The sequence below is a fragment of the Pedococcus bigeumensis genome, from assembly GCF_006438965.1.
Taxonomy (GTDB): Bacteria; Actinomycetota; Actinomycetes; order Actinomycetales; family Dermatophilaceae; genus Pedococcus; species Pedococcus bigeumensis_A.
The window spans coordinates 311,491-335,772 of sequence record NZ_RCZM01000004.1 but is presented as its reverse complement, the minus strand read 5'-3'; the positions used below and the strand labels follow the sequence as shown (position 1 = coordinate 335,772).

20 protein-coding genes and 2 tRNA genes are annotated in these 24,282 nt (G+C 69.3%); 4 read left to right on the top strand and 18 right to left on the bottom strand.

What is annotated here, in order from left to right:
* Window positions 1-71 precede the first annotated feature (71 nt).
* Window positions 72-815, top strand: coding sequence for an IclR family transcriptional regulator (locus tag EAH86_RS13080; RefSeq protein WP_056922488.1), 744 nt, complete (start codon window positions 72-74; stop codon window positions 813-815).
* A gap of 363 nt (window positions 816-1,178) precedes the next feature.
* Here EAH86_RS13080 and EAH86_RS13075 read toward each other — a convergent pair.
* The 5 genes from EAH86_RS13075 to EAH86_RS13055 form a co-directional block, all read right to left on the bottom strand.
* A tRNA-Glu gene (locus tag EAH86_RS13075) sits at window positions 1,179-1,254 on the bottom strand.
* A 107-nt stretch (window positions 1,255-1,361) separates the two neighbouring features.
* Window positions 1,362-1,433, bottom strand: a tRNA-Gln gene (locus EAH86_RS13070).
* Window positions 1,434-1,535: 102 nt separating this feature from the next.
* A complete protein-coding gene (gltX, locus tag EAH86_RS13065; protein WP_140741430.1) occupies window positions 1,536-3,059 on the bottom strand; it encodes a glutamate--tRNA ligase in 1,524 nt (507 codons plus the stop codon).
* A gap of 72 nt (window positions 3,060-3,131) precedes the next feature.
* On the bottom strand, window positions 3,132-3,908 hold the full coding sequence (locus EAH86_RS13060; protein WP_140741428.1) for a fumarylacetoacetate hydrolase family protein: 777 nt from the start codon (window positions 3,906-3,908) through the stop codon (window positions 3,132-3,134).
* 64 nt (window positions 3,909-3,972) lie between these two features.
* Window positions 3,973-4,926, bottom strand: coding sequence for a GlxA family transcriptional regulator (locus EAH86_RS13055; protein ID WP_140741426.1), 954 nt, complete (start codon window positions 4,924-4,926; stop codon window positions 3,973-3,975).
* 82 nt (window positions 4,927-5,008) lie between these two features.
* Here EAH86_RS13055 and EAH86_RS20250 point away from each other — a divergent pair, with 82 nt between their 5' ends.
* On the top strand, window positions 5,009-5,185 hold the full coding sequence (locus EAH86_RS20250) for a hypothetical protein (protein WP_161988647.1): 177 nt from the start codon (window positions 5,009-5,011) through the stop codon (window positions 5,183-5,185).
* Between the two features lie 13 nt (window positions 5,186-5,198).
* On the opposite strand, the gene EAH86_RS13050 is transcribed toward EAH86_RS20250, so the two are convergent.
* Complete coding sequence (locus EAH86_RS13050) at window positions 5,199-6,155, bottom strand: SGNH/GDSL hydrolase family protein (protein ID WP_140741424.1); 957 nt, start codon at window positions 6,153-6,155, stop codon at window positions 5,199-5,201.
* 86 nt (window positions 6,156-6,241) lie between these two features.
* Between EAH86_RS13050 and EAH86_RS13045 the strand changes: the two genes are divergently transcribed.
* Entirely contained in the window at window positions 6,242-7,195 is a 954-nt protein-coding gene (locus EAH86_RS13045) for a 3-methyladenine DNA glycosylase (RefSeq protein ID WP_140741422.1), read from the top strand.
* Here the strand turns inward: EAH86_RS13045 and EAH86_RS13040 are convergent.
* A complete protein-coding gene (locus EAH86_RS13040) occupies window positions 7,111-7,914 on the bottom strand; it encodes a PadR family transcriptional regulator (protein ID WP_140741420.1) in 804 nt (267 codons plus the stop codon). The genes EAH86_RS13045 and EAH86_RS13040 overlap by 85 nt on opposite strands.
* A 299-nt stretch (window positions 7,915-8,213) precedes the next feature.
* Here EAH86_RS13040 and argG point away from each other — a divergent pair, with 299 nt between their 5' ends.
* Entirely contained in the window at window positions 8,214-9,638 is a 1,425-nt protein-coding gene (gene argG, locus EAH86_RS13035; protein WP_140741418.1) for an argininosuccinate synthase, read from the top strand.
* A gap of 80 nt (window positions 9,639-9,718) precedes the next feature.
* Here argG and cimA read toward each other — a convergent pair whose 3' ends face one another.
* The 11 genes from cimA to EAH86_RS12980 all read right to left on the bottom strand — a co-directional run bounded on the left by cimA (window position 9,719) and on the right by EAH86_RS12980 (window position 24,182).
* Window positions 9,719-11,302, bottom strand: coding sequence for a citramalate synthase (cimA, locus tag EAH86_RS13030; RefSeq protein WP_140741416.1), 1,584 nt, complete (start codon window positions 11,300-11,302; stop codon window positions 9,719-9,721).
* Window positions 11,303-11,598: 296 nt separating this feature from the next.
* On the bottom strand, window positions 11,599-12,339 hold the full coding sequence (locus EAH86_RS13025; protein WP_140741414.1) for a gamma-glutamyl-gamma-aminobutyrate hydrolase family protein: 741 nt from the start codon (window positions 12,337-12,339) through the stop codon (window positions 11,599-11,601).
* A 16-nt stretch (window positions 12,340-12,355) separates the two neighbouring features.
* Window positions 12,356-13,123: a 3-oxoacyl-ACP reductase gene (locus tag EAH86_RS13020; protein ID WP_140741412.1), complete on the bottom strand. Its 768-nt coding sequence runs from the start codon at window positions 13,121-13,123 to the stop codon at window positions 12,356-12,358.
* An 11-nt stretch (window positions 13,124-13,134) separates the two neighbouring features.
* Complete coding sequence (locus tag EAH86_RS13015) at window positions 13,135-14,529, bottom strand: aldehyde dehydrogenase family protein (RefSeq protein ID WP_194150779.1); 1,395 nt, start codon at window positions 14,527-14,529, stop codon at window positions 13,135-13,137.
* Window positions 14,526-15,893, bottom strand: a complete 1,368-nt coding sequence (locus EAH86_RS13010) for a glutamine synthetase family protein (protein ID WP_140741410.1) — start codon at window positions 15,891-15,893, stop codon at window positions 14,526-14,528. The genes EAH86_RS13015 and EAH86_RS13010 overlap by 4 nt, the downstream gene beginning before the upstream one ends.
* Before the next feature lie 19 nt (window positions 15,894-15,912).
* Window positions 15,913-16,635: a FadR/GntR family transcriptional regulator gene (locus EAH86_RS13005; RefSeq protein ID WP_241668350.1), complete on the bottom strand. Its 723-nt coding sequence runs from the start codon at window positions 16,633-16,635 to the stop codon at window positions 15,913-15,915.
* 58 nt (window positions 16,636-16,693) lie between these two features.
* Window positions 16,694-19,162 carry a GcvT family protein gene (locus tag EAH86_RS13000; protein WP_140741406.1) on the bottom strand — a complete coding sequence of 823 codons (2,469 nt, stop codon included), beginning with the start codon at window positions 19,160-19,162 and terminating at the stop codon, window positions 16,694-16,696.
* Window positions 19,159-20,112, bottom strand: a complete 954-nt coding sequence (locus EAH86_RS12995) for a choline kinase family protein (protein WP_140741403.1) — start codon at window positions 20,110-20,112, stop codon at window positions 19,159-19,161. Before EAH86_RS12995 ends, EAH86_RS13000 begins: the two co-directional genes overlap by 4 nt.
* Window positions 20,113-20,118: 6 nt before the next feature.
* The gene (locus EAH86_RS12990; RefSeq protein ID WP_140741401.1) at window positions 20,119-21,690 is read right to left on the bottom strand and encodes an amino acid permease; all 1,572 of its coding nucleotides are present in this window, start codon (window positions 21,688-21,690) and stop codon (window positions 20,119-20,121) included.
* Window positions 21,691-21,860: 170 nt separating this feature from the next.
* Complete coding sequence (locus tag EAH86_RS12985) at window positions 21,861-22,970, bottom strand: branched-chain amino acid aminotransferase (RefSeq protein WP_140741399.1); 1,110 nt, start codon at window positions 22,968-22,970, stop codon at window positions 21,861-21,863.
* A gap of 141 nt (window positions 22,971-23,111) precedes the next feature.
* The gene (locus EAH86_RS12980; protein WP_140741397.1) at window positions 23,112-24,182 is read right to left on the bottom strand and encodes a 3-isopropylmalate dehydrogenase; all 1,071 of its coding nucleotides are present in this window, start codon (window positions 24,180-24,182) and stop codon (window positions 23,112-23,114) included.
* Between the last annotated feature and the right edge of the window lie 100 nt (window positions 24,183-24,282).

Here is a 24,282-nt window from a genome sequence, read left to right as displayed (position 1 = left end):
CAATCCGAGGTTCGCACGCAGGACACGCCCACGGATTTGCGTCTCAGGCAATGAGACGTCAATATCAAGCCATGGACACAACCAGTGGAGTCGGCGTTCTCGACAAGGCAGCCATCGTCCTGGGCGCCCTCGAGGCCGGGCCGTCGACCCTCGCTCAGCTCGTCACCGCGACCGGCCTGGCTCGCCCCACCGCTCACCGGCTGGCCGTGGCACTCGAGCACCACCGCCTCGTCACGCGCGACCTGCAGGGCCGGTTCGTGCTCGGCCCGCGCTTGGCCGAGCTCGCTGCCGCCGCCGGTGAGGACCGGCTGCTCGCTGCCGCCGGACCGGTGCTCGGCGCACTCCGCGACCACACCAACGAGAGCGCGCAGCTGTTCCGCCGCCAGGGCGACCACCGCATCTGCGTGTCGGCGGCCGAGCGTCCGGTCGGCCTGCGCGACTCGATCCCGATCGGCGCGACGTTGTCCATGCTCGCCGGGTCGGCTGCCCAGGTGCTGCTCGCCTGGGAGGAGCCCGACCGCCTGCACCGCGGGCTGCACGGCGCCAAGTTCACCGCGACCACCCTGTCCGGCGTCCGTCGCCGCGGCTGGGCGCAGAGCGTCGGCGAGCGCGAGGCCGGCGTCGCATCGGTGTCCGCACCCGTGCGCGGGCCTTCGGGTCGCGTCGTCGCCGCGGTGTCCATCTCCGGCCCGATCGAGCGGCTCTCCCGCCAGCCCGGACGGCTGCACGCGGCCACCGTGATCGCCGGCGCCAACAAGCTCACCGAGGTGCTCGCGCGTCACCACGCCCAGCAGCAGCAGCAGAACCACGCCTGACCTCCCCGGCACAACCATCAGGTATGCCGCGTGGCTGAGCCAGCCACGCGGCATACCTGTCGCGCGTGCCGACGACTAGTTGCCGCACGGTGGTCATGGCTGCCCCGAAACCGGGATCGGTGACGATCTCCGCGCACCAAGTCGCCACACTCGCCCACTTGTTGCCGCACGGTGGTCACCGACGCCCCGGAATCGGACCCGGTGACGATCTGAGCGCACCAAGTCGCCACACTCGCCCACTTGTTGCCGCACGGTGGTCACCGACGCCCCGGAATCGGACCCGGTGACGATCTGAGCGCACCAAGTCGCTGCGGGTAGGGCTGCACATGGGAGAAGCCCCCGTCCGGGGACGGAGGCTTCTGCTGGTAGCCCCGACGGGATTCGAACCCGCGCTACCGCCTTGAGAGGGCGGCGTGCTAGGCCGCTACACAACGGGGCCCTAGCGTGTTGCCCGCACACTTCGCAGTGGCGGGCAGCGGAGAGAACCATACCGGCAGGCGGTGGATTTCTCCGAATCGGCGTGTGCCACAAGGGCTTGCGCCTGAGCTGGGGTACCAGGACTCGAACCTAGAATGACGGTACCAGAAACCGTAGTGTTGCCAATTACACCATACCCCAAGGGGGTATCACTTCCAGCGCGCCCGAAGGCCTTCATGGGAGTGAACCGAGACGCGATACTACCGGCCCGTCCGGCACCTTCCCAAATCGGCCCGTCGGAGGTCAGCCGAGCTCGTCGTGCAGCCGGTGCAGGCGGGCCAGCGTCGAGGTCTTGCCGAGGATCTCCATCGACTCGAACAGCGGCGGGCTGATCCGCGCACCGGACACCGCGGTCCGCAACGGGCCGAAGGCGAACTTGGGCTTGATGCCCATCCCCTCGACGATCGCCGCGCGCAGGGCAGCCTCGATGACGGCCGCCGTCCAGCCGCTCTCGGAGCCCAGCACTCCCGACCGGCTGTCGTCGATGTCCTCGAGCACCTTGATCGCAGCCCCCAGCACCTCACCCGAGTCGTCCTTGAGCTGGGCGCGCGCGTCGTCGGCGATCTCGATCAGGTCGTCCGCGGTGTAGAACGGCGCCACGAGTGCGCTCGCCTCGGACAGCAGGGCCATCCGGGTCTGGATCAGCTCGGTGACCTTCTCGAGCCGGGCGAGCTCGCCCAGGCTGGGGTTTCCGGACAGCACGCCGTCGCGCTCGAGGTAGGGCAGCAGCCGCGAGGCCAGCTCTCCGACGCCGAGCTCACGGATGTAGACGCCGTTCAGCCACTCGAGCTTCTTGAGGTCGAAGATCGGCCCGACCGGGTTGACCTTGGTCCAGTCGAAGTCGGCGCTGAACTCCTCGAACGTGAAGACCTCCACGTCCTCGCCGTCCGGACCCGTCTTCGGCGGATAGGCAAGCAGCGCAAGGAAGTTCACCAGCGCCTCGGGCAGGTAGCCCTGCTCCTTGAACCACGTCAGCCGGGCTGCGGGGTTCTTCCGCTTCGAGATCTTGGACTTGTCGGTGTTGCGCAGCAGCGGCATGTGGGCGAAGGCCGGTGGCGCCAGCCCGAGCCACTGGTAGAGCAGGATGTGCTTGGGAGTGCTGGAGATCCACTCCTCGCCGCGCACGACGTGGGTGATGCCCATCTCGTGGTCGTCGACGACGACGGCGAGGTGGTAGGTCGGGAAACCGTCCGCCTTGAGGATGACCTGGTCGTCCGGGCGGGGCGCCGACACGCGGCCACGGATGAGGTCGTCGAACTGCAGCGGCGGGTCGTCGGGGATGAGCATCCGGACGACCGGAGTCTCGGAGAACCCGGGCAGCTCGGCCCGCTCGTCACGGGTCTTGCCGACGCAGAGCCGGTCGTAGCCGGTGGGCTGCTTGAGCTTCTGCTGCATCTCGCGCATCTGCGTCAGGCGCTCGGTGGAGCACCAGCAGTGGTAGGCCTTGCCCTCGGCGAGCAGTCGCTCGACGTAGGGGCGGTAGGTGTCCAGCCGCTCCGACTGGCGGTAGGGCGCGAACGGCCCACCGACGTCCGGGCCCTCGTCCCACTGCAGGCCCAGCCAGTGCAGCGTGTCGAAGACCTGCTGCTCACTGTCGGCCTGGAACCGCGCCCGGTCGGTGTCCTCGATGCGCAGCACGAACGAGCCACCCTGCTGGCGCGCGAACGCGAGGTTGAACAGCGACATGTAGGCGGTGCCGACGTGCGGGTCGCCGGTGGGCGACGGCGCGACACGGAGGCGGGGTGCGGTGGCGGGCTTCTCAGTCATGGTGCCCCGATTCTAGGGACCACCCCGCGAGGTGAGGTATGCCGCGTGGCCGGCCCCGCGGCATACCTCGCCTCAGCGACGCACGAAGGTGTTGCTGAGCGTTCCGATCCCCTCGATCTCGACGTCCACCCGCTGGCCGGGCTCGACGAGCCCCACGCCGGCCGGAGTCCCGGTCAGGATGACGTCGCCGGGCAGGAGGGTGAAGGCCGCGCTGACGTAGGACACCAGGGTCTCCACGTCGAAGATCATGTCGGCGGTGTTGCCGTCCTGCCGGGTCTCGCCGTCGAGCCGGCTCTGGATGCGCAGGTTGCTCACGTCGAGCTCGGTGCTGATCCACGGGCCGAGCGGCTTCGAGGTGTCGAAACCCTTGGCGCGGGCCCACTGGCCGTCGCCGCGCTGCCAGTCGCGGGCGGTGACGTCGTTGGCGCAGGTGTAGCCGTAGACGACCTCCTTGACGCGCTCCTTGGGCACGTCCTTGGCGATCCGGCCGATGATGACCGCGAGCTCACCCTCGTAGGAGATCTCCTGTGCGCCGGCGGGCATCACGATCGGGTCGCCCGGACCGACCACGGCGGTGTTGGGGACGAGGAACATGAGCGGCTGCTCCGGCGGCTCGCCACCCATCTCCTTGGCGTGGTCGGCGTAGTTGCGGCCGATCCCGATCACCTTGCTGCGCGGGATGACCGGCGCGAGGAGGCGGACGTCATCGAGGGCGACCTGCTCACCTGTGAGCACCAGGGGCTGGTAGAGCGGGTCGCCCTGGACCTGCGCGATGAACTCGCGCCCCGGCTCCCCCTCGACGATGCCGTAGGAGGGGTCCTCACCTGTCGTGTATCTCGCGATGCGCACCGGACGAGCCTATCGGGGGCGCGCGCGGCGGTTGAGCCCGCCGCCCGCCGCCGAGCAGCCTTGGTCAGCGGGCCGAGAACTCGCGGCGGTACCGCTGCGGCGAGGTGCCCACCACGGTCTGGAAGTGGGTGCGCAGCAAGGCAGCCGAGCCGAACCCGCTGTGCGAGGCCACCGACTCCACCGGCAGGTCGGTCGACTCGAGGAGCTCGCGGGCCCGCAGCACCCGCTGCTGGACGATCCACTTGTGCGGCGTGGTGCCGGTCTCGGCCACGAACCGACGGGCGAAGGTCCGCTCCGACATCATCGCCAGTCGGGCGAGGTCGGGGACCGTGTGCGGTGCGTCGAGGTTGTCGGTGATGTGGTTGAGCACCGGCTGCATGCTTTCGCAGTCGGCCTCGGGCAACGGGGCGTCGACGTACTGGCGCTGGCCGCCGTCGCGCTGCGGGGGCACCACCATCCGCCGCGCGATACGCGTCGCGACCGCGGAGCCCAGCTCACGGCGGACGAGGTGGAGCACGGCGTCGATCCCCGCCGCCGTGCCGGCGCCGGTGACGATCTGGCCGTGGTCGAGGTAGAGCACGTCCATCGACACCTTGGTCTTGGGGAACCGACGCGCGAAGGACTCTGCGTAGCGCCAGTGCGTCACCGCCGTCAGACCGTCGAGGAGTCCAGTCTCGCCGAGGATGAACGCCCCGGTGCAGATCGACAGGATGGTCGCGCCGCGGGCGTGCGCCTCGCGGATGACCTCGCGCAGCTCCTCCGGGTACGTGTCACGGACCCCCCCGGCGGGCATGACCACGAGGTCGGCATCCAGGGCGTCCTGCCACTGGTGCGTGGGCGTCAGCGCGCCGCCGCTCGTGGTCGGGACCGGGACGCCAGCGGTCTCGCCGCACATCATGAAGGTAAACGGCGGCACCCCGTCGTCGGTGCGGTCGAGTCCGAAGACCTCGCACGCGATGGCGGTCTCGAACATGGCGACGGGGTCGGTGATGAGCGCTGCGATCGTGGACAGGGCCATCACGCCAGTATGGCAGAAAATCCGCCCTGCGCGTCAGTTCTGCCACTCGTGGCGGAATCGTGGCGAGCGCATGATTACAGACATGACAATCATCCTGCTCCTGGCCTTCATCACTGCTCTGGTCGTCGCCGTCGAGCGTCACCACCGCCGCACCTGGTCGCTGCCGCGCGCACCGCACGGAGCCGACTCAACCATCGCCTTCACCGACCTCGACCACGACTGGGACCGCGTCATCCACGACGCAACCTCCCGCTCCTGAGCGGGCAGGCCGGTCAGTGCAGCCGCTTCTCGACGGCCGTTGCCATCACGGCATACCCGGTGTCGTTGGCATGGAAGTCGAAGCGGGGCGCCGCCATCCACGTCCACTGGAGGATGCGGGCGAGGTTCGTCGGGACGGTCCCCACGCCTTTGACCTCGACCGGGGTCTTGACCGTCATTTGGAAGGCCGCGGCGACGTCTGCCACGGTGGCGCTGCTCGCTTTGGCGCTCCGGTCGATTGCGGCGTTGAGCTTGGTCAGCTCGGTCACCGACGTCTGCCCCAGGCCCGAGCTGCCCATCAGGTCGAGCACCAGGAAGGGGTCGTAGTAGTTGAGCAGCACGATCTGCACGTTCGGCGCGGCCGCCCGGAGGCGGCTGGTGATCTTCGGCAGGTTGCCCGACAGCGTGGCCAGCGCCGGTTTGGTGCACTCGGGCTTGAGGCCCTCGAAGCCGCAGCGCGCCACGTCGTTGCCGCCGATGTCGAGGGTGACGAGGTGGGTGTCTGCCGCGTGGTCACGCAGGAACTGCTCGGCCTGCGCCAGCTGCGAACCCTTCGCATAGCTGCAGCTGCCGCCGTCGAGCATCGACGAGGTGGTCTCCCCCGAGCAGCCGAGGTTCACCAGGGCGGTGGTTCCGTGCCTGCCCTCGACCGCGGCACGCACCGGGCCGGCATACCCCTTGGTGGGGTGGTCCACCCCCAGCTGGAAACCAGCGGCCAGGGAGTCGCCGAGCGCGAGGTAGTAGCCGGAGCCGGCGGCGGTCGGTTCCGGGCTGGCGGGGCCGGCAGATCCCGACCCCGTGGGTGCGGGGATGGTCCCGGAGGTGGTTGGCGTAGCTGTCCTCGCGGGCTGCGTCGAGGTGGTGGACGCGGTCGAGCGGCTCTTGCCCCACCCAGCGAAGGCGACCACGCCACCCCCGACCAGGAGGAGCGCGAGGGCTGCGGGGAGCGCAACGACGGCGCGACGCGTCATGAACCCTCCTGCTCGGTGCTGGCTGTCTCCCTCAACGCTGTCACGGCTGGCTGAGTGCCGGCCGTGCGGGGTTACCCTTTTCTGCGATGCAGACCCAGGCCCTTGACCAGTCGACGTGGCAGGCCCTCGAGGCCGACCACGCCCGCCGCGTCGACGCCGCGACGGCCGGGCACCGGGAGCGTCGCCAGAGCGGCACCGCCCACCCGGTCGAGGACTTCCTCTTCACCTACTACCCGTTCAAGCCGTCCCAGCTGCGTCGCTGGCACCCGGGACCCGGAGTGCTCCTGGAAGGGGCCGGGGGACAGGACCGAGACGGGTGGCGCTTCTACCGGCAGGTGGGCGGCGGCACCCAGCTGGACACGGCGGCATACCGCGAATCACGAAGTGGCACAGTCGACTTCGTGCGCAGGCTCGTGTCGGCGACGCACGCGCGGCCGGCTCAGTTGGGGTGTTTCGGCCTGCACGAGTGGGCGATGGTCTACCGCCTCTCGCCCGAGGAGGTACGGCACTCCGCGTGGCCGCTACGGCTCGGGGCGACGGGCACCGACGAGGTCGTGGACAGCATGCAGATCAAGTGCAGCCACTACGACGCGTTCAGGTTCTACACGCCACCTGCTCGCTCGCTGAACCTGCTCCAGCCGACCCGCGAGAGCCAGGTCGCGCTCGAGCAACCGGGCTGCCTGCACGCCGGGATGGATCTCTACAAGTGGGCGATGAAGCTGGCGCCGGCCGTCCCGAGCTCGCTGGTGATGGACTGCTTCGACCTCGCCAGTGAGATCCGCCGGCTCGACATGCGCGCCTCGCCCTACGACTTCAGCGCGCTGGGCTACGTGCCCGTCGCGATCGAGACACCCCAGGGACGAGCGGAGTATGCCGCCGCGCAGCGCGACTTCGCGACGCGCGGCCAGGGCCTGCGGGAGCGACTCCTGCAGGCCCTGGACGCGATCGATGGTGGCTACTCGCCGGAGTCCTGGGTGTCGGCCTCCGAGTCGGAAGTGGGGGCGCCGCTGCCGGTCTCGTCCTCCGCGAGGATGCGGTAGAGCGAGCGGCGGGCGTCGGCGAGCACCTGCTGCGCGGCGTCGAGCTGCGCCGGCTGGCCCGCGACGACGACCTGCTCGACGGCCACGACGAGCTGGCCGATCTCGCGGCGCATCTCGCGGAAGCCGCGGCGCGGCGTGGTCGCGTCGGCGAAGGCCTGGGCGAGCTCGTCGCCATGGGTCTCGGCATAGGCGCGACCGTCCTCGGTCAGCGCGAACACCTTGCGACGGGGGTCCTCGTCGGACTCGTCGGGGGCGATCAGGCCCTCCTCGTCGAGCGAGCGCAGGGCCGGGTAGACCGAGCCGGGGCCCGGCTGCCAGGAGCCGTCGGAGCGCTCGGCGATGGCGGTGATGATGCCGTAGCCGTTCATCGGCACCTCGGCGAGCAGCGCCAGGATCGCGCGGCGGACGTCACCGCGACGACCGCGACGCGGGCCACGGCCTCCGCCACGGGGGCCGCGGCCTTCGCCGAAACCGAGTCCGAAGCCGGAGCCCGGGCCGAAACCGGCGCCGGGTCCGAACCCGGCGCCAGGCCCGCCAACAGAAGCTCCGCGGCCTCGGCGGGGTCCGCCGTGGTGGCCGGGACCGGACTGACCCGGCTGACCGGGCTGGTCGTCCTGACCGCGGTTGCGGCCGGGCTGGCCGTCGAAGGACCGGCCGCGACCGGCGCGGCCACCTCGACGGGATGGGGACATCTGGATGTTCAGGTTCATGCGGTTCATGGGTTCACTCCTACAAGTGTGGTGGTGCGGGGGCCGTCACTCTGGTCGTGCGGCTTCTCTCTCGCACAATCGACAGTGTGTCGTCGATATATCGAATGATGCACCTATCGATATATCGATGTCAAGTCCCCCGGGCTGGCCGCCGTCTCCGACTTCTGGCCACACGTGCCGCATCAGAGCGCCAAACCCACCCCTCACCCAGCACCAGTGGCCAGAGGTGCCGGGTCGATCCACCGTCAGAACCGCCACGGACCGGACCCGTGCGCGCGTTCCGAGGGCGGCCCGTAGGCTGACCTACCGTGTCGAAAGTACTGACGTCCCTGCCTGTTGGTGAGCGTGTCGGGATCGCCTTCTCGGGCGGTCTGGACACCTCTGTCGCCGTTGCCTGGATGCGCGAGAAGGGGGCGATCCCCTGCACCTACACCGCGAACCTCGGCCAGTACGACGAGCCCGAGATCGACACGGTCCCTGACCGCGCGGGTCAGTACGGCGCCGACATCGCGCGCCTGGTCGACTGCCGGCCTGCCCTGGTGGAGGAGGGCCTGTCCGCGATCGCGTGCGGCGCCTTCCACATCCGCAGCGGCGGCAGGACCTACTTCAACACCACTCCCCTGGGTCGCGTGGTCACCGGCACCCTGCTGGTGCGCGCCATGAAGGACGACGGTGTCGACATCTGGGGTGACGGCTCCACCTTCAAGGGCAACGACATCGAGCGGTTCTACCGCTACGGCCTGCTCGCCAACCCGGCACTGCGCATCTACAAGCCGTGGCTCGACGCCGACTTCGTGACCGAGCTCGGGGGCCGCAAGGAGATGTCGGAGTGGCTGCAGGCCCGCGACCTCCCCTACCGGTCGAGCACCGAGAAGGCCTACTCCACCGACGCCAACATCTGGGGCGCCACCCACGAGGCCAAGACGCTCGAGTTCCTCAACGAGAGCATGGAGATCGTCGAACCGATCATGGGCGTGCCGTTCTGGGACGAGTCGGTCGCCATCGCCACCGAGGACGTCACGGTGCGGTTCGAGCAGGGCCGCCCGGTCGCCATCAACGGCCAGACCTTCCCCGACGCGGTGGCCCTGGTCGACGAGGCCAACACGATCGGCGGACGCCACGGCCTGGGCATGTCCGACCAGATCGAGAACCGCATCATCGAGGCCAAGAGCCGCGGCATCTACGAAGCCCCCGGCCTCGCCCTCCTCTGGATCACCTACGAGCGACTGCTCAACGCGATCCACAACGAGGACACCATCGCCAACTACCACGCCGAGGGCCGTCGCCTCGGTCGGTTGCTCTACGAAGGCCGTTGGCTCGACCCGCAGTCACTGATGCTGCGCGAGTCCCTGCAGCGCTGGGTCGCCTCCGTCGTCACCGGTGAGGTCACCGTCCGGCTGCGTCGCGGCGACGACTACTCGATCGTCAACACGACCGGCCCCGACTTCAGCTACCACCCCGAGAAGCTCTCGATGGAGCGCACCGAGGGCGCGGCCTTCGGCCCCGTCGACCGCATCGGCCAGCTGACCATGCGCAACCTCGACATCGCGGACTCGCGCGCCAAGCTCGAGCTGTATGCCGCGCAGGGCCAGCTCGTCGCGCGTCACCAGGACCTCGTGGGCGACCTCGAGCCTGGCGGCGCCAAGGCGATCTCGTCGAATCCCCATGCAGCACAGACCGACTCGGACGACGACGCGCTCGACCGCGCGGCCATGGACTCCGGCACCGACTGACCGACCCGTCCGGGCTCCGCGGAGCTCCCCGCGGAGTCAACGATCACCCGGCTTAACGAGACCCACTCGTCGGGGCAGGGCTAACGGACGGGGACGCCCGCGCGCACCAAGCCGTAGGTGACCCCGTCCACCAGCGCCTGCCAGGACGCCTCGATGATGTTGCCGGCCACACCGATGGTCTCCCACGACGTCGAGCCGTCAGAGGTCTCGATGAGCACGCGGGTCACCGCGTCGGTGCCGTGGGCGGCGTCGAGGATGCGCACCCGGAAGTCGATCAGCTCGAGCTTGTCGAGCTCGGGGTAGGCCGGCGCCAGCGCGCGGCGCAGGGCATGGTCGAGCGCGTTGACCGGACCGTTTCCCTCGCCCGTCGCGACGACGCGCTCGCCACCGGCGACCACCTTGACGGTGGCTTCGGACAGCGCGTCCTCGTCGCCGCGGGCATCGGTGATGACGCGCCACGACTCGACCTCGAAGAAGTCGAAGGTCGCGTCCTCCTCGACCTCCCGTCGCAGCAGCAGCTCGAAGGACGCATCGGCCGCGTCGAAGGTGTAGCCGCGCAGCTCGAGCGCCTTGACCTTGGCCAGGACGCGGACGAGCAGCTCGTTCTCGTCGGACAGGTCGTAGCCGAGCTCCCGGCCCTTGAGCTCGATGCTCGCGCGACCAGCCATGTCGGACACCAGCATCCGCATGTCGTTGCCCACGTGCTGGGGGTCGGTGTGCTGGTAGAGGTCGGGGTCGACCTTGATGGCGCTGGCGTGCAGGCCGGCCTTGTGCGCGAACGCGCTGGCGCCGACGTAGGGCTGGCGCGAGTAGGGCGGCACGTTGGTGATCTCGGCGATCGAGTGGGCGATGCGGGTGGCCTCACGCAGTCGACCGGTCTCGAGCAGAGGTAGCCCGCGCTTGATCTGCAGGTTGCTGACGACGGTCAGCAGGTCGGCGTTGCCGGTGCGCTCGCCGTAGCCGTTGATGGTGCCCTGCACGTGGGTCGCCCCCGCGTCGACCGCGGCCATCGAGTTCGCCACCGCACAGCCGGTGTCGTTGTGGCAGTGGATGCCCACGCGCGCGGACGTGGTGCTGACGGCATCCGCCACCACGTCGGCGATCTGGTCCGGCAGCATGCCGCCGTTGGTGTCGCACAGCGCGACGACCTCGGCACCTGACTCCATGGCCGCACGGACGACTTCGAGCGCATAGGCGCGGTCCGCGGCATACCCGTCGAAGAAGTGTTCGGCGTCGAGGAAGACGCGCCGCCCTTCACCATGGAGGAAGGACACCGTGTCGCGCACCATCGCGAGGTTCTCCTTGAGGGTGGTCCGAAGGGCCGACTCCACATGGCGCACATGGGATTTCGCGACAATCGTGACGACTGGAGCGCGCGAGTCGATGAGGGCACGGACCAGCGGGTCGTCGGCCGCGTTGCCGCCGGCCCGCCTGGTCGCGCCGAACGCTGCGAGGGTCGCGTTGCGCAGGTGCAGCTCGGTCTGGGCGCGCGCGAAGAACTCGGTGTCCTTCGGGTTGGCGCCCGGCCAACCGCCCTCGATGAAGCCCACGCCGAGCTCGTCGAGGTGCAGCGCAATGGCCAGCTTGTCCGACACGGAGAGGTTGAGCCCCTCCTGCTGCGCACCATCGCGCAGGGTGGTGTCGTAGACGTGCAGGTCGCTCATCGCGGTGTCCTCATCGGCTCGGTCTCGCCTCGGTCGTGCATCAGTTCCTGGTGGTCATTCTCCCCCGTGTCGCGCCCTCTGCCCGGCGGGGGTGGTGCTGGCAGTGGCTCGCTGTGTCTCACACAAACGCAGTGTTTGACAAAACGAAAGACCCCCCGGGTGTGGGAGGTCTGCGCGACAAGAAGTGTCTCGTCGCGCTAGTCGATAATCACCATGGTGGTAGCCATGTGCCAGGACGTCATGCTGCAAGAGTGACAGGGCGGTCCGCCTGTTGGCATCCCCCGTCCAGATGATGGTCAGGACCCCGGCGGGGTATGCCGGGCGGCCGCCTCCACGAGCGCGGTGAACAGCCGCGGGTCGTCACCCTCCTCCGGGTGCCACTGCACTGCGAGCCGGAAGCCGGCACGGGGGTCCTCCATTGCCTCCAGCGTGCCGTCGGTAGCCCACGCGGCCGGAACGAACCCGGGATGGGTCAGCACGGACTGGTGGTGGTAGCTGGGGACCACCGTGGAGTCGCCGAGCAGTGAGTTCACGCGGGTCCCCGCGACCGTGCTGACCGGGTGCGTGCCGTAGGCGCCCTCGTGCGGTGAGTGGTCCTCGTGCCCGACCCGGTCGGGCAGGTGCTGCTCCAGGTGGCCGCCGGCTGCCACTGCCATCACCTGCATGCCCCGGCAGACACCGAGCAGCGGCAGGTCCTGCTCGGCAGCGGCGGTCGCGAGGGCCAGCTCCATCGAGTCGCGGTCCTCGCGTGACTCCTGGACCGCGGGGTGCCGCGGGTGGGCGTACCGATCCGGGTCGACGTCGGCACCGCCCGCGATCACCAGACCGTCCAGGCGCTCCAGGATCTCGGCGGCCAGGGCAGGGTCCGCGTCCGTGCGCGGCGGGATGATCACCACCAGCCCACCGGCCTCTTCGATCTTGCGCACGTAGGAGTACGGGACCGTGGCGCTCGGGACGTCGCGCCAGACGGCGCGGGACACCGGCTCGACGTAACAGGTCAGCCCGATCACGGGTCGCCTGCTCGTGGGGGTGCTCATGGTGCTGCTCGCCGGATCACAGGGGCGTGACGTACGCGCCGCTGATCCCGCCGTCGACGAGGAACTGCGAGGCGGTGATGAAGCTGGACTCGTCGCTCGCGAGGAACAGGACCGCGTTGGCGATCTCGAGCGGCTCCGCGAACCGGCCCACCGGGATGTGCACCATCCGCCTGGCCGCCCGCTCGGGATCCTTGGCGAAGAGCTCCTGCAGCAGTGGGGTGTTCACCGGACCGGGACACAGGGCGTTGACCCGCACTCCCTCCCTCGCGAACTGCACGCCCAGCTCGCGCGACATCGACAGCACGCCACCCTTGCTGGCGGTGTAGGAGATCTGGCTCGTCGCCGCACCCATCACCGCGACGAACGATGCCGTGTTGATGATCGACCCCCGCCCCTGCTCGAGCATGTAGGGCAGCGCCGCCTTGCAGCACAGGTAGACGCTGGTGAGGTTGACCTCCTGCACCCGGCGCCACGCGTCCAGGCCGGTCGTGAGGATCGAGTCGTCGTCCGGTGGTGAGATGCCCGCATTGTTGAACGCGATGTCGACGCTGCCGAACATGTCGTTGGTGGTCCGGAAGAGAGCCTCGACCTGTTCCGGGTTCGTCACGTCGCAGTGCACGTACGCGCCGGCGATCTCCGCGGCGATCGACTCCCCCGCCGCGTCGTCGAGGTCGCCGATCACGACCTTGGCGCCCTCCTCGGCGAACCGTCGCACAGTCGCGAGCCCGATGCCGCTGCACCCGCCCGTGACGACGGCAACCTTGCCGTCGAGCCTGCCTGCCATGAGTGGTCCTCTCAACTGTCCGTGGAGCTGCTGTCGTGTGAGATGAAGACGTTCTTGACCTCGGTGAACGAGTCCAGCGCGTCCGGTCCGAGCTCCCGCCCGAGACCCGACTGCTTGAAGCCACCGAAGGGCGTGGAGTAGCGAACGCTGCTGTGCGAGTTGACCGACAGGTTGCCTGCCTCCACACCGCGAGCGACGCGCAGGGCGCGACCCACGTCGCGCGTCCAGATCGAGCCCGACAGCCCGTATGCCGTGTCGTTGGCCTTGGCGATCGCGTCGGCCTCGTCGTCGAACGGCATCACGGCGACCACTGGCCCGAAGACCTCCTCCTGCCAGACCCGGTCGGTCGTGGCCCGGGGCAGCACGACGGTCGGTGGGTACCAGTAGCCGGCGCCCTCGGGCGCGCCACCACGGAAGGCGATGTCGACCGGCTCAGGTGACTCCTCGACATACGAGCGAACCGTCTCTCGCTGACCAGCGCTGATGAGGGGACCCATCTCCGTGGCGTCGTCGCCGGGCTCGGCGACGACGACCCCAGCCACCGCCGGCTCGAAGAGCCCCATGAAGCGGTCGAACACGCTGCGCTGCACGAGGATCCGACTCCTCGCGCAGCAGTCCTGCCCGGCGTTGTCGAAGACGCCGTAGGGGGCGGTGGCTGCTGCCTTCTCGAGGTCACTGTCGGCGAAGACGATGTTGGCGCTCTTGCCGCCCAGCTCGAGGGTGATCCGCTTGACCTGGTCGGCGGCGCCGCGCATGATCCGCTGACCCACCGCGGTCGAGCCGGTGAAGCAGACCTTGCGCACCGCGGGGTGGGTGACGAATCGCTCCCCTACGACCGAGCCCTTGCCTGCGACGACGGTGAACACGCCCTCAGGAAGTCCCGCCTCGAGGGCGAGCTCACCGAGCCGCAGCGCGGTCAGCGGGGTGAGCTCGGCCGGCTTGAGGACCACGGTGTTCCCCGCCGCGAGGGCCGGCGCGAATCCCCAGCCGGCGATGGGCATCGGGAAGTTCCAGGGGACGATGATCCCGACGACGCCCAACGGCTCCTTGAAGGTGACGTTGAGGCCACCGGCCACCGGGATCTGCTTGCCGAACAGCCGTTCCGGTGCCGCCGAGTAGTACGTCAGGACGTCTCGGACGTTGCCGGCCTCCCAGCGCGCGTTGCCAATGGTGTGGCCGGCGTTCGCCACCTCCAGCCGGGCCAGCTCCTCGAGGTGGTCGTCGACGACCTCGGCGAACCGGTGCAGCAGGCGACCACGGTCAGCCGGTGCCACCGCGCGCCACGCGGGTCCAGCAGCCTCGGCCGCGGCGATGGCGGCGTCGGCGTCCTCGAGCGAGGCCAGCGGCACCTCGGTGACGACGGCCTCGGTCGCCGGGTTGAGCACCTCGTGCACGGTCGCGCTCACAGCCGCTCGAACCCCCTGATCCGTTCCCAGTCGGTGACGGCGGCATTGAAAGCGGCCAGCTCCACGTCGGCGTGGTTGACGTAGTGCGCCACCACGTCCTCACCGAAGGCTGCCCGCGCGACCTGCGAACCGGCGAGCAGGTCGCGGGCCTGCGCGAGCGTGCCCGGGACGCGTTCGCGGTCCGAGGCGTAGGCGTTGCCCTCGAAGGCTGGTTCGAGCTCGAGTCGCTCACGGATGCCGTGCAGCCCACCGGCCAGCATGGCGGCGACGCCGAGGTAGGGGTTCATGTCCCCACCGGGCACCCGGTTCTCGACGCGCAGGCCGGCACCATGCCCTACCACCCGCAGTGCGCAGGTCCGGTTGTCGGTGCCCCAGGCGACTGCCGTGGGCGCGAAGCTGCCCGACTGGAACCGCTTGTAGGAGTTGATGTTCGGTGCGTAGAAGCAGGTGAACTCGCGCAGTGTCGCCTGCATGCCGGCGAGGAAGTGGTCGAACAGCTCGCTCCGTCCACCCTCGCGGGCCGAGTCGGCGAACGAGATGGCACCGTCGGAGCCGCGCAGCGAGAGGTGCACGTGGCAGGAGTTGCCCTCGAGCGCGTCGTACTTGGCCATGAAGGTCAGCGACTTCCCATGGGCGGCGGCGATCTCCTTGGCCGCGTTCTTGTAGACCGCGTGCACGTCACAGGTACGCAGGACGTCGTCGTAGAGGAACCCGATCTCGTGCTGACCGTGGTTGCACTCCCCTTTCGCGCTCTCCACGGTCGCTCCCGCGGCATACATCTCGTTGCGGATGTCGCGCAGGAGGGGCTCGACCCTCGAGCCCCCGAGAATCGAGTAGTCGACGTTGTAACGGTTGGCCGGCGTGAGCCCCTGGTAGCGCCCGTCCCATGCCTGCTCGTAGGTGTCCTCGAAGACGATGAACTCCAGCTCGGTACCGGCCAGGGCCACGAAGCCGAGCTCAGCGGCCGCATCGACCTGCGCCTTGAGCACCGACCGCGGCGACGGGCGGACCGGCCCGCTCCCGTCGAGCCAGGACAGGTCGCACTGGACCATCGCCGAGCCCGGCTGCCCTGGTGTACGGCGCAGCGTCGAGAGGTCGAGGTCGAACATCATGTCGCCGTACCCGCGCTCCCACGAGCTGATGGCGTAGCCGCCGACGGTGTTCATGTCGACGTCGACGGCGAGCAGGTAGTTGCACCCCTCCGTGCCGTGGGCGAGGGCGTGGTCCAGGAAGTAGTGGCCGTGCAGGCGTTTGCCCTGCAGGCGCCCCTGCATGTCCGTGAACGCGACGATCACGGTGTCGATGGTGCCTGCGACGATGTCCGCCTTCAGCTCCTCGACGGTGAGCCGGGGTGGTGTGGTCATGTCGTCTCCCTGTCCTGCCTCAGCCCAGCAACCCACGCAGCAGGGCTGCCGTGGCGTCGCAGTGCTCTTCCATGGTGGCCCGCGCCGTGTCGGCGTCCCCGCCGAGGACGGCCGCGACGATGGCCTCGTGCTGGTCGTTGGAGTGCGCGATGTTGAGTGGCAGCACCGGGATCGCGGTGAGCAGCTCGTGGAGGGCGGACTGCGCCCGCGTGACGGCCTCGATGAGCATCGGCGACCCGGACAGGGTCGCGATCGCGAGGTGGAAGCGGCTGTCGGCGAGCCGGTGGGCGGCGTTGTCGGGGGCCTCACGGGCCGCCTTGGCACTCTCCAGCAGCCAGGCCCGCTGGTCGGCGGCGAGCGCCTTGGTGGCGGCGAGGGCGGCCGCCCCGGGCTCGACGACCCGTCGGAAGTCGATCGCGTCGGCCAGCGCGGCACCAGTGCGCACGGGAGTGCCCCCACTGCCCGGCTCCAGCCCGGCATAGGTGATGACGGTGCCGCCGCCACGTCCCCGACGCGTCGTGACCAGGCCCGACTCCCGCAGCGCGGCGATCGCCTCTCGCAAGGTGTTGCGGCTGACCCCCAACCGCTCGGCGAGCTCACGCTCTGGTGGCAGCTGTTCGCCATCGGTGAAGACGCCCAGCCGGATCGCCGTCGCGAGCTGCTCGACCGTCGCCTCGAACGCGTTGCCTGCGGCAGGCCGCAGCACCACGTTCGGCAGGGACGTCTGCGCGGCGGGACTCACGCTCAGATCCAATACCCCACACTCGGCCCCGTCAATGGTCTGCGAAAGAACCATTTCGTCAGTCGCGGTTCTCACGGGCCAGCTTGTGGCCTTCGGGGTCGAACGGCGGACGGAGACCCACCGTCACCGGGTACCGCTTCCCCGCCAGGTCGATCTCGTAGCTGCCGCCCCGCACCCAGTCCACTGTTGTCGCGCCCGATGCCCGGTCCCCCACCAGGGCCAGCCCGACCCCCGCGCCGACCGTGGCGCCCCACGCCGCGCTGGTCACCTGGCCGACTGGCTCGCCGTCGCGCAGCACCAGCTCCCCACCCCACGGGTATGCCGCGGGGTCACCGACCACGAAGGAAACGATCCGCCGCGCGGGCGGGGTCAACCGCGAATCCTCCACAGCGGCACGGCCCAGGAAGTCGATGTCAGTCCCGAGCTTGCACGCGAAGGTCAGTCCCGCCACCACCGGTCCGGTCTCGGTGGTCAGCTCTCGGGCAAAGGCGCGATACCCCTTCTCCAGGCGCATCGCCTCGATCGTGTAGTAGCCCGCTGGGACGACGCCGAGGTCGCTGCCGGCCCTGAACAGGTCCTGATAGACACCTGCGGCGAGGTCGGTCGGGACGTACAGCTCCCAGCCCAGCTCGCCCACGTAGGTGATCCGCGTCGCCCGCACGGTGGCCTGCCCGATGCGCACCTCGCGACTGGTGGCAAAGGGAAACGACGCATCGTCGAACGCATCAGGCGACAGCCGCTCCAGCAGCTCGCGTGACCTCGGACCCATCACGCCGAACACGGCATACGAGCTCGTGAGGTCGACGACGTGCGCCGCCGCATCGCTCGGGAAGTGGCGACGCATCCAGTCGATGTCGCGCACCGTCGTCGCCGCGCTGCTGACCACGAAGAACTCGTCGGGCGCAGTCCTCGTCACCGTCACGTCGGACTCGTAGCTGCCGAGCGCGTTGAGCATCCCGGTGTAGACCGCACGGCCCTCCGGCACACCGACATCTGCGGAGCAGACCCACTGCAGCGCGCGCTCGGCACCGGGCCCCACGACGAGGTACTTCGAGAACGAGGTCTGGTCGAAGACCGCGACTGCTTCCCGCGTCGCACGCTGCTCCGCGACCGACCAGTCGACCCAGGTCGGACGCTCCCATGAGTACTCGATGACCAGCGGAACACCCTGGGGTGCAAAGACATTGGGACGTTCCCAGTTGTTGCGACTGCCGAGGCACGCGCCTTGGTCGAGGACCAGGTCGTGGACCGGTGACCGCCGCAGGGGCCGACCGGTCTCCAGCTCGCGGTTGGGCCACGGCACGGCGTAGTGCAGCCCGAGCACCTCCCCCACGCGCCGGCGCAGCCAGTCGTTGTTGCCCGCCAGCGGGGAGAACCTGCGGATGTCGGCGCTGATCAGGTCGGTCGTCGGCTGCCCCTCGACGATCCACTCGGCGAGCGCCCGCCCTGCCCCACCAGCGGACGCGATGCCCACCGAGTTGAACCCGGCTGCGACGAAGAAGCCGGCCAGCTCCGGGGCCTCCCCGATGATGAACTGGTTGTCGGGGGTAAAGCTCTCGGGTCCGTTGTAGAACTTGCGGATCCCGGTCTCGGCCAGCACCGGGAGCCGGTGGACGGCGCTGTCCATCAGGATCTCGAAGTGCTCCCAGTCCTCATCCAGCAGCGCGAACTCGAACGGGTACGGGATCTGGTCCGGCGCCACCCACGGCTTGGCCTCCGGCTCGAAGCCGCCCACGAGCAGTCCGCCGACCTCCTCCTTGACGTAGGTGTAGCCGTCGGGGTCGCGCAGGATCGGCAGGTCTCGGTGGACCCCCTCGATCTGTTCGGTGACGACGTAGAAGTGCTCGGCCGAGTGCAGCGGCACGGTGACGCCGACCATCTCCCCCACCGCCTTGGCCCACTGGCCGGCACAGTTCACGACGAACTCGGCCTCGGTGTCGCCCTGGTCGGTGCGCACCCCGCTCGCGCGCCCCTCCACAGTGAGCACATCCGTGACGCGAACCCGTTCGGCGATCTGCACGCCACGCATGCGCGCACCCTTGGCCAAGGCCTGGGTGAGGTCGGTCGGGTCGGCCCGCCCGTCGCCGGGCAGCCAGATGGCGCCGACCAGGTCGTCGGCGCGGATGAGTGGGTAGCGCTCGTGCGCCTCGCGGGCGGTGAGCAGCTCACAGTCCAGGTCGTATGCCGCGGCACTGGCGGCCGTGCGTCGCAGCGCCACCATCCGCTCCTCGGTGCGGGCAACGGTCAGGCCACCGCAGACCCGGTAGCCGGTCCCGAGCCCGGTCTCGGCCTCGAGACGCGAGTAGAGCTCGGTGGAGTACTGCACCAGCCGCGTGCTGGCCTCGGTGGCGCGCAGCTGGCCGACCAGGCCGGCGGCGTGCCAAGTCGTCCCGCACGACAGGGAGCCCTGCTCGAGCAACAGCACGTCGGTCCAGCCGAGGTGGGCCAGGTGGTAGGCGACGCTGCAGCCGATCACCCCGCCACCGATGATGACGACCCGAGCTCGTTGCGGCAGCTGCTCGCTCACGCCTCGTCCCCGGTCCGGAGTGCTCGCCAGGGACCTGTCGTGGAGGATTCCGGCGGCGATGGGCTCGTCGCGTCCTCGAGGAGGTCGCCGAGCCGCGCACTGGTGAAGAGCGAGGCAGCGAGGGCCTGGCGTTCGAGGGCGAAGTCCCAGAAGTCGTGGTCGACAGTGGAGACGCTGTGCTGGATGACGCCCCACAGTGTCCAGGCGTAGCGGCCGGCCAGGCCCCAGAGCTCAGCCCGCGCCAGCAGTCGGCGGTCCACCCGTCCGTAGTATGCCCGCACGAGCTCGACCAGGTGGTCGTGGTCCAGCTGCGACTCGTTGATGAGGTTGCCGAGCTCGAAGCTGGCCTCGTTGGTGCCGGAGTACTCGTAGTCGACGATGCGGATGTCGCCGCCGTCGTCGAGGAAGTTGGCCGCCAACAGGTCGTTGTGGCAGGGGACGCGCAGCTCGGGAAGGCGACGCAGCGCGGCCTCGACGCGCGCCGCAGACTCGCCCAGCGCGGCATACCCCTCGGGGACTCGGAGCCCGCGCTGGATGACGATCTCGTGGTACCCGCGCTGGACCTCGAAGATGTCGAAGTCGTTCGCGAATGCCGGACCGGCGTGCAGGCGTCGTACGGCACGAGCGATCCGTGGCAGGTTGGCGGCCACGTCGGCGGCCGCATAGGTCACACCTGGGAGGAAGCCGACAACGAGGACGCCCTGTCCCGCAAGGTAGTCCACCACCGGGGCGCCCACGCCGGCCGCTGCCGCGGCACGACTGTTGAGCCACTCGTGCTCGCGGTTGACCGCGAGCAGGTCGGTCGTGGGTGACGAGATCCGGACGACGACGTCGTGCGTCGCCGTCCGGACCCGGTAGTTGTGGTTGGTCAGCCCGCCGGGCAGGTCATCGACCCGGCGTTCCTGACCGGCGAGGCACGCAAGCCGGTCGAGCCACTGGTCAACCAGCACGGTCCGTCAGCGGAACGTGTCGGCGACATCCGCGTCGACTGTCTGCCTGGGCCCGGTGAACCACTTCTTCGCCGACACGTGCCAGAACACCCACAGCAAAGCCATGGCACCGAGAACGACGATTGGGGTGTAGTTGACGAACTTCCAGGCGAAGTCCTTGTCGAACGGGTTGCCGGTGTTGACCGTGGGCAGCATCGCGACGACGGACGTGACGATGATCTCGACGATGGCCAAGGGTGCCAGCCAGCGCCACTTGCTGCCGAGGTTCCACGAGCCCTGCTGGAATGCCTCACCCATCCGCCAGCGGAAGTAGATCGGGATGGCGAAGGCCACGTAGAGACCGACCACACCGATGGAGACGACCGCGAAGAAGGCGATGGGGACATAGATCGGAGCGTCAGCCGAACCGATGTTGACCTTGACCAGGGCCGGAAGCGTGAGCAGCACCGCGACCACAGCCGACAGGATCACGCCATTGACCGGGACGCGCTTGGCGCTGAGCTTGGACCACAGCCGCGACCCAGGCACCGCTCCGTCGCGGCTGAACGCGAAGAGCATGCGCGTGGTCGAGGTCATGCAGGCGGTCGTGCAGAAGAACTGTCCCGCCGTCGAGATGAGCAGGATGGCGCCGGCCCACTTGCTCGTCAGCGCCTGGCTGAAGATCGTCGCGACAGCGCCGCCCCCCTTGGTGACTCCCGCCTCGTCCTGAACGGCGAAGAGGAAGGTGAGCAGCAGGACCCAGCCGCCGATCGCCGAGTAGGCGATGGACTGCCAGATCCCCTTGGCCGCGCTGTCGGCGGCACCGTGGGTCTCCTCCGACAGGTGAGCCGAGGCGTCGTACCCGGTGATCGTGTACTGCGTGAGGATCGCCGAGATCGGCAGGACGTAGAGCAGGAAGCCGAGACCATGGGTGCTCCCGCCGATGAACCCGGTGTTGTTGACCGTGTGGGTGAACACGGACGAGACACTGGCGTGGTGGTTGGGGACGAACCACAGGATGAGGACCACGGCCAGGGCGCCGAACACGTGCCACCAGACCGAGACGTTGTTGAGCACCGCCAGCAGGTGGGCGGAGAAGATGTTGACCAGTGACACCAGGACGAGCACGACGATGAAGTACAGGAAGACTCGGTTGAGCTCACCCGAGGTGTAGCCGCTGTTGAATGCCCCGAGGGTCAGGTCGAAGAAGGTGGCACACCCGTAGGCGACGGATGCGTCGATGGCGAGCAGCCCTATGAGGTTGAGCCATCCGGTGTAGTAGCCCGCCTTCACTCCGCCCAATTTGCTGGCCCACCAGTAGATGCCACCTGATGTGGGGTAGGCGGAGACCAGCTCGGACATGCACAGCCCGATGCTGAGGATGAACATGCTGATGATCGGCCAACCCCAAGCGATCGCAGCCGGGCCGCCGTTGTTCCATCCGACGCCGAAGGTGGTGAAGCAACCCGCGAGGATCGAGATGATGGAGAACGAGATGGCGAAGTTGGAGAAGCCCGACCACGACCGGTCGAGCTCTTGCTTGTACCCGAGTTCCGCCAGCCGGCGTTCGTCGTCGGACAGTTCGGTGACACTGGCCATACCGGGCTCCTAGTGGTCGCAACGACTTTGAGCCGAATGCTTCACCCACGCCGCGCACCGTGTCAATGGTCCAATCACAAACCATTGATGCCCATGCGTGGCCGGCAGGCCCACCAGCACCCTGGGAATCGAACAAACCGGGTCAGACCAACCGGGTCAGAGCAACCGGGTCAGACCAACCGGGTCAGCCATCCGTGGGTGTCCTCGGTTCGGCCGTACTGGATGTCCAGCAGCCGCTCGCGGATGGTGCGCGTCACCTCGCCGTAATCGACCCCGTTGCGGTGGTCGCACGACCCGCCGTCCCAACGCAGCTCGCCCACCGGCGTGATGACGGCCGCGGTGCCGCAGGCGAATATCTCGACGATCTCGCCGCTGGCCGCGCCGTCCTTCCACTCCTGGATGGGGATGCGGCGCTCCTCGGGCTCGAGCCCCATCTCCTTGGCGAGCGCGAGGACCGACGAGCGGGTGACGCCCTCGAGGATCGAGCCGGTGAGCTCGGGCGTGATCAGCTTGTTGTCCTTCGTCACGAAGAACAGGTTCATCCCGCCGAGCTCCTCGACGTAGGTGTGCGTCGAGGCGTCGAGGAAGACCGCCTGGTCGCAGCCGTTCTCGATGCCCTCGAGCTGGCCGGCCAGGCTGGAGGCGTAGTTGCCGCCGCACTTGGCTGCCCCGGTGCCACCCTCCCCGGCTCGCGCGTAGTCGATGGACAGCCACAGCGTGACTGGCTTGATGCCGCCGCTGAAGTAGGCGCCGGCCGGCGAGGCGATGACCGAGTAGGTCACCTCGGACGCAGGGCGCACGCCCAGGAAGGCCTCGGACGCATACATGAACGGCCGCAGGTAGAGGCTCGACTCGCCACTCGCGCCGGAGGGCACCCACGCCTGGTCGACCTCGACGAGGGCGCGCAGCGATCCGAGGAAATCCTCCTCGGGCAGCTCCGGCAGGGTCATCCGGCGGGCACTGCGCTGCATCCGCTGGGCGTTCGCCTCCGGGCGGAAGGTCCAGATCGACCCGTCCGCGTGGCGATAGGCCTTCATCCCCTCGAAGATCTCCTGGGCATAGTGCAGCACCGCTGCCGAGGGCATCAGGGTGATCGGTCCGTATGCCGCGACCTTGCCCTCGCTCCATCCCTCACCCTTGCGCCACATGGCGGTGACCATGTGGTCGGTGAAGGTGGTGCCGAACCCCGGGTTCGCCAGTACCGCCTCGCGCTCCACGTCCGGCCGCGGGTCGTTGCGGCGGGTGACCTCGAAGGTCAGCGGGGCGGTGGTCTGGCTCATGGGGGTCCTCCTACGTGGGTGCCCGGTCCAATGAAGTCCGGTGCGGCGGTGCACGGTCTCCTGCCGAGATTACCCGTCCCGGCTGGCGCTTCGGGCAGGAGTGGCGGGCGCCGCCGGAGGACAGGGCGCCTGTGGCGCGCCCTAACCGAGGAGCGACGCGATGGCGTCGCCGACCTCGGGGGTGGACCGTACCGCGCTCCCGCGGGCGGCCAGGTCGGCCGCGACCGCGCGCTCGACCCGGGCAGCCTCGTCGTGACGGCCCAGGTGCTCGAGCAGCATGCCGACCGACAGGATCGTGGCGGTCGGGTCGGCCTTGGCCTGGCCGGCGATGTCGGGGGCCGACCCGTGGACCGGCTCGAACATGCTCGGCGCCGTCCGCTCGGGGTTGATGTTCGCGCTGGCGGCGAGACCGATGCCACCGACGATGGCTGCCGCGATGTCGGTGATGATGTCGCCGAAGAGGTTGTCGGTGACGATGACGTCGAACCGGCCCGGGTCGGTGGCAAGGAAGATCGTGGCCGCGTCCACGTGCTGGTAGGCGGTGGTGACCTCGGGGAACTCGGCTCCCACCTCCTCGACGGTGCGGCGCCACAGGTGACCGGCGTGGGTGAGGACGTTGTGCTTGTGGACCAGGGTGAGGTGCTGACGCGGTCGGGCCTGGGCTCGGGTGAAGGCGTCACGGACGACCCGCTCGACACCGAAGCGGGTGTTGACGCTGACCTCCGTGGCGATCTCGTTCGGGGTGCCGGTGCGCAGCGACCCACCGTTGCCGACGTACGGCCCCTCGGTGCCCTCGCGGACAACCACGAAGTCGATGCCGTCGGGGGCGACCCGCTCGACAGCCAGCGGGCTCAGCACCCCGGGGTAGAGCTTCGCGGGACGCAGGTTGACGTACTGCTCGAGGGCGAAGCGCAGCGGCAGCAGCACGCCGCGCTCGAGGACACCGCTGGGCACGGTCGGGTCGCCGATCGCCCCGAGGAGGATCGCGTCGTGGCCGCGCAGCTCCTCCAGGACCGAGTCCGGCAGCGTCTCGCCGGTGGCGTGCCAGCGACGCGCGCCGAGGTCGTACTCCGTCGTGTGGAACTTGGTGCCGGTGCCTGCCGTGACGGTCTCGAGGGCCTTGATCCCCTCGGCCACGACCTCTGGACCGATCCCGTCGCCGCCGATGACGGCGAGGTTGACGGTGTCGTTGCCAGTGCTCTCGGAAGCCATGTTCTCCAGCCTAAGGACGGTCTTGCGATCTGATACCGGTGTCTCACATGACGAACGGCCCCGGACTGTCGCCCGAAGCCGTTCGTCGCCGCACCCACAC

Excerpts from the sequence above, each read along its gene's own strand:
- EAH86_RS13080 (WP_056922488.1), top strand. The coding sequence starts at position 72 with ATGGACACAACCAGTGGAGTCGGCGTTCTCGACAAGGCAGCCATCGTC.
- gltX (WP_140741430.1), bottom strand. The coding sequence starts at position 3,059 with ATGACTGAGAAGCCCGCCACCGCACCCCGCCTCCGTGTCGCGCCGTCG.
- EAH86_RS13055 (WP_140741426.1), bottom strand. The coding sequence starts at position 4,926 with ATGGCCCTGTCCACGATCGCAGCGCTCATCACCGACCCCGTCGCCATG.
- EAH86_RS20250 (WP_161988647.1), top strand. The coding sequence starts at position 5,009 with ATGACAATCATCCTGCTCCTGGCCTTCATCACTGCTCTGGTCGTCGCC.
- EAH86_RS13050 (WP_140741424.1), bottom strand. The coding sequence starts at position 6,155 with ATGACGCGTCGCGCCGTCGTTGCGCTCCCCGCAGCCCTCGCGCTCCTC.
- EAH86_RS13045 (WP_140741422.1), top strand. The coding sequence starts at position 6,242 with ATGCAGACCCAGGCCCTTGACCAGTCGACGTGGCAGGCCCTCGAGGCC.
- EAH86_RS13040 (WP_140741420.1), bottom strand. The coding sequence starts at position 7,914 with ATGAACCGCATGAACCTGAACATCCAGATGTCCCCATCCCGTCGAGGT.
- cimA (WP_140741416.1), bottom strand. The coding sequence starts at position 11,302 with ATGAGCGACCTGCACGTCTACGACACCACCCTGCGCGATGGTGCGCAG.
- EAH86_RS13025 (WP_140741414.1), bottom strand. The coding sequence starts at position 12,339 with ATGAGCACCCCCACGAGCAGGCGACCCGTGATCGGGCTGACCTGTTAC.
- EAH86_RS13020 (WP_140741412.1), bottom strand. The coding sequence starts at position 13,123 with ATGGCAGGCAGGCTCGACGGCAAGGTTGCCGTCGTCACGGGCGGGTGC.
- EAH86_RS13010 (WP_140741410.1), bottom strand. The coding sequence starts at position 15,893 with ATGACCACACCACCCCGGCTCACCGTCGAGGAGCTGAAGGCGGACATC.
- EAH86_RS12990 (WP_140741401.1), bottom strand. The coding sequence starts at position 21,690 with ATGGCCAGTGTCACCGAACTGTCCGACGACGAACGCCGGCTGGCGGAA.
- EAH86_RS12985 (WP_140741399.1), bottom strand. The coding sequence starts at position 22,970 with ATGAGCCAGACCACCGCCCCGCTGACCTTCGAGGTCACCCGCCGCAAC.
- EAH86_RS12980 (WP_140741397.1), bottom strand. The coding sequence starts at position 24,182 with ATGGCTTCCGAGAGCACTGGCAACGACACCGTCAACCTCGCCGTCATC.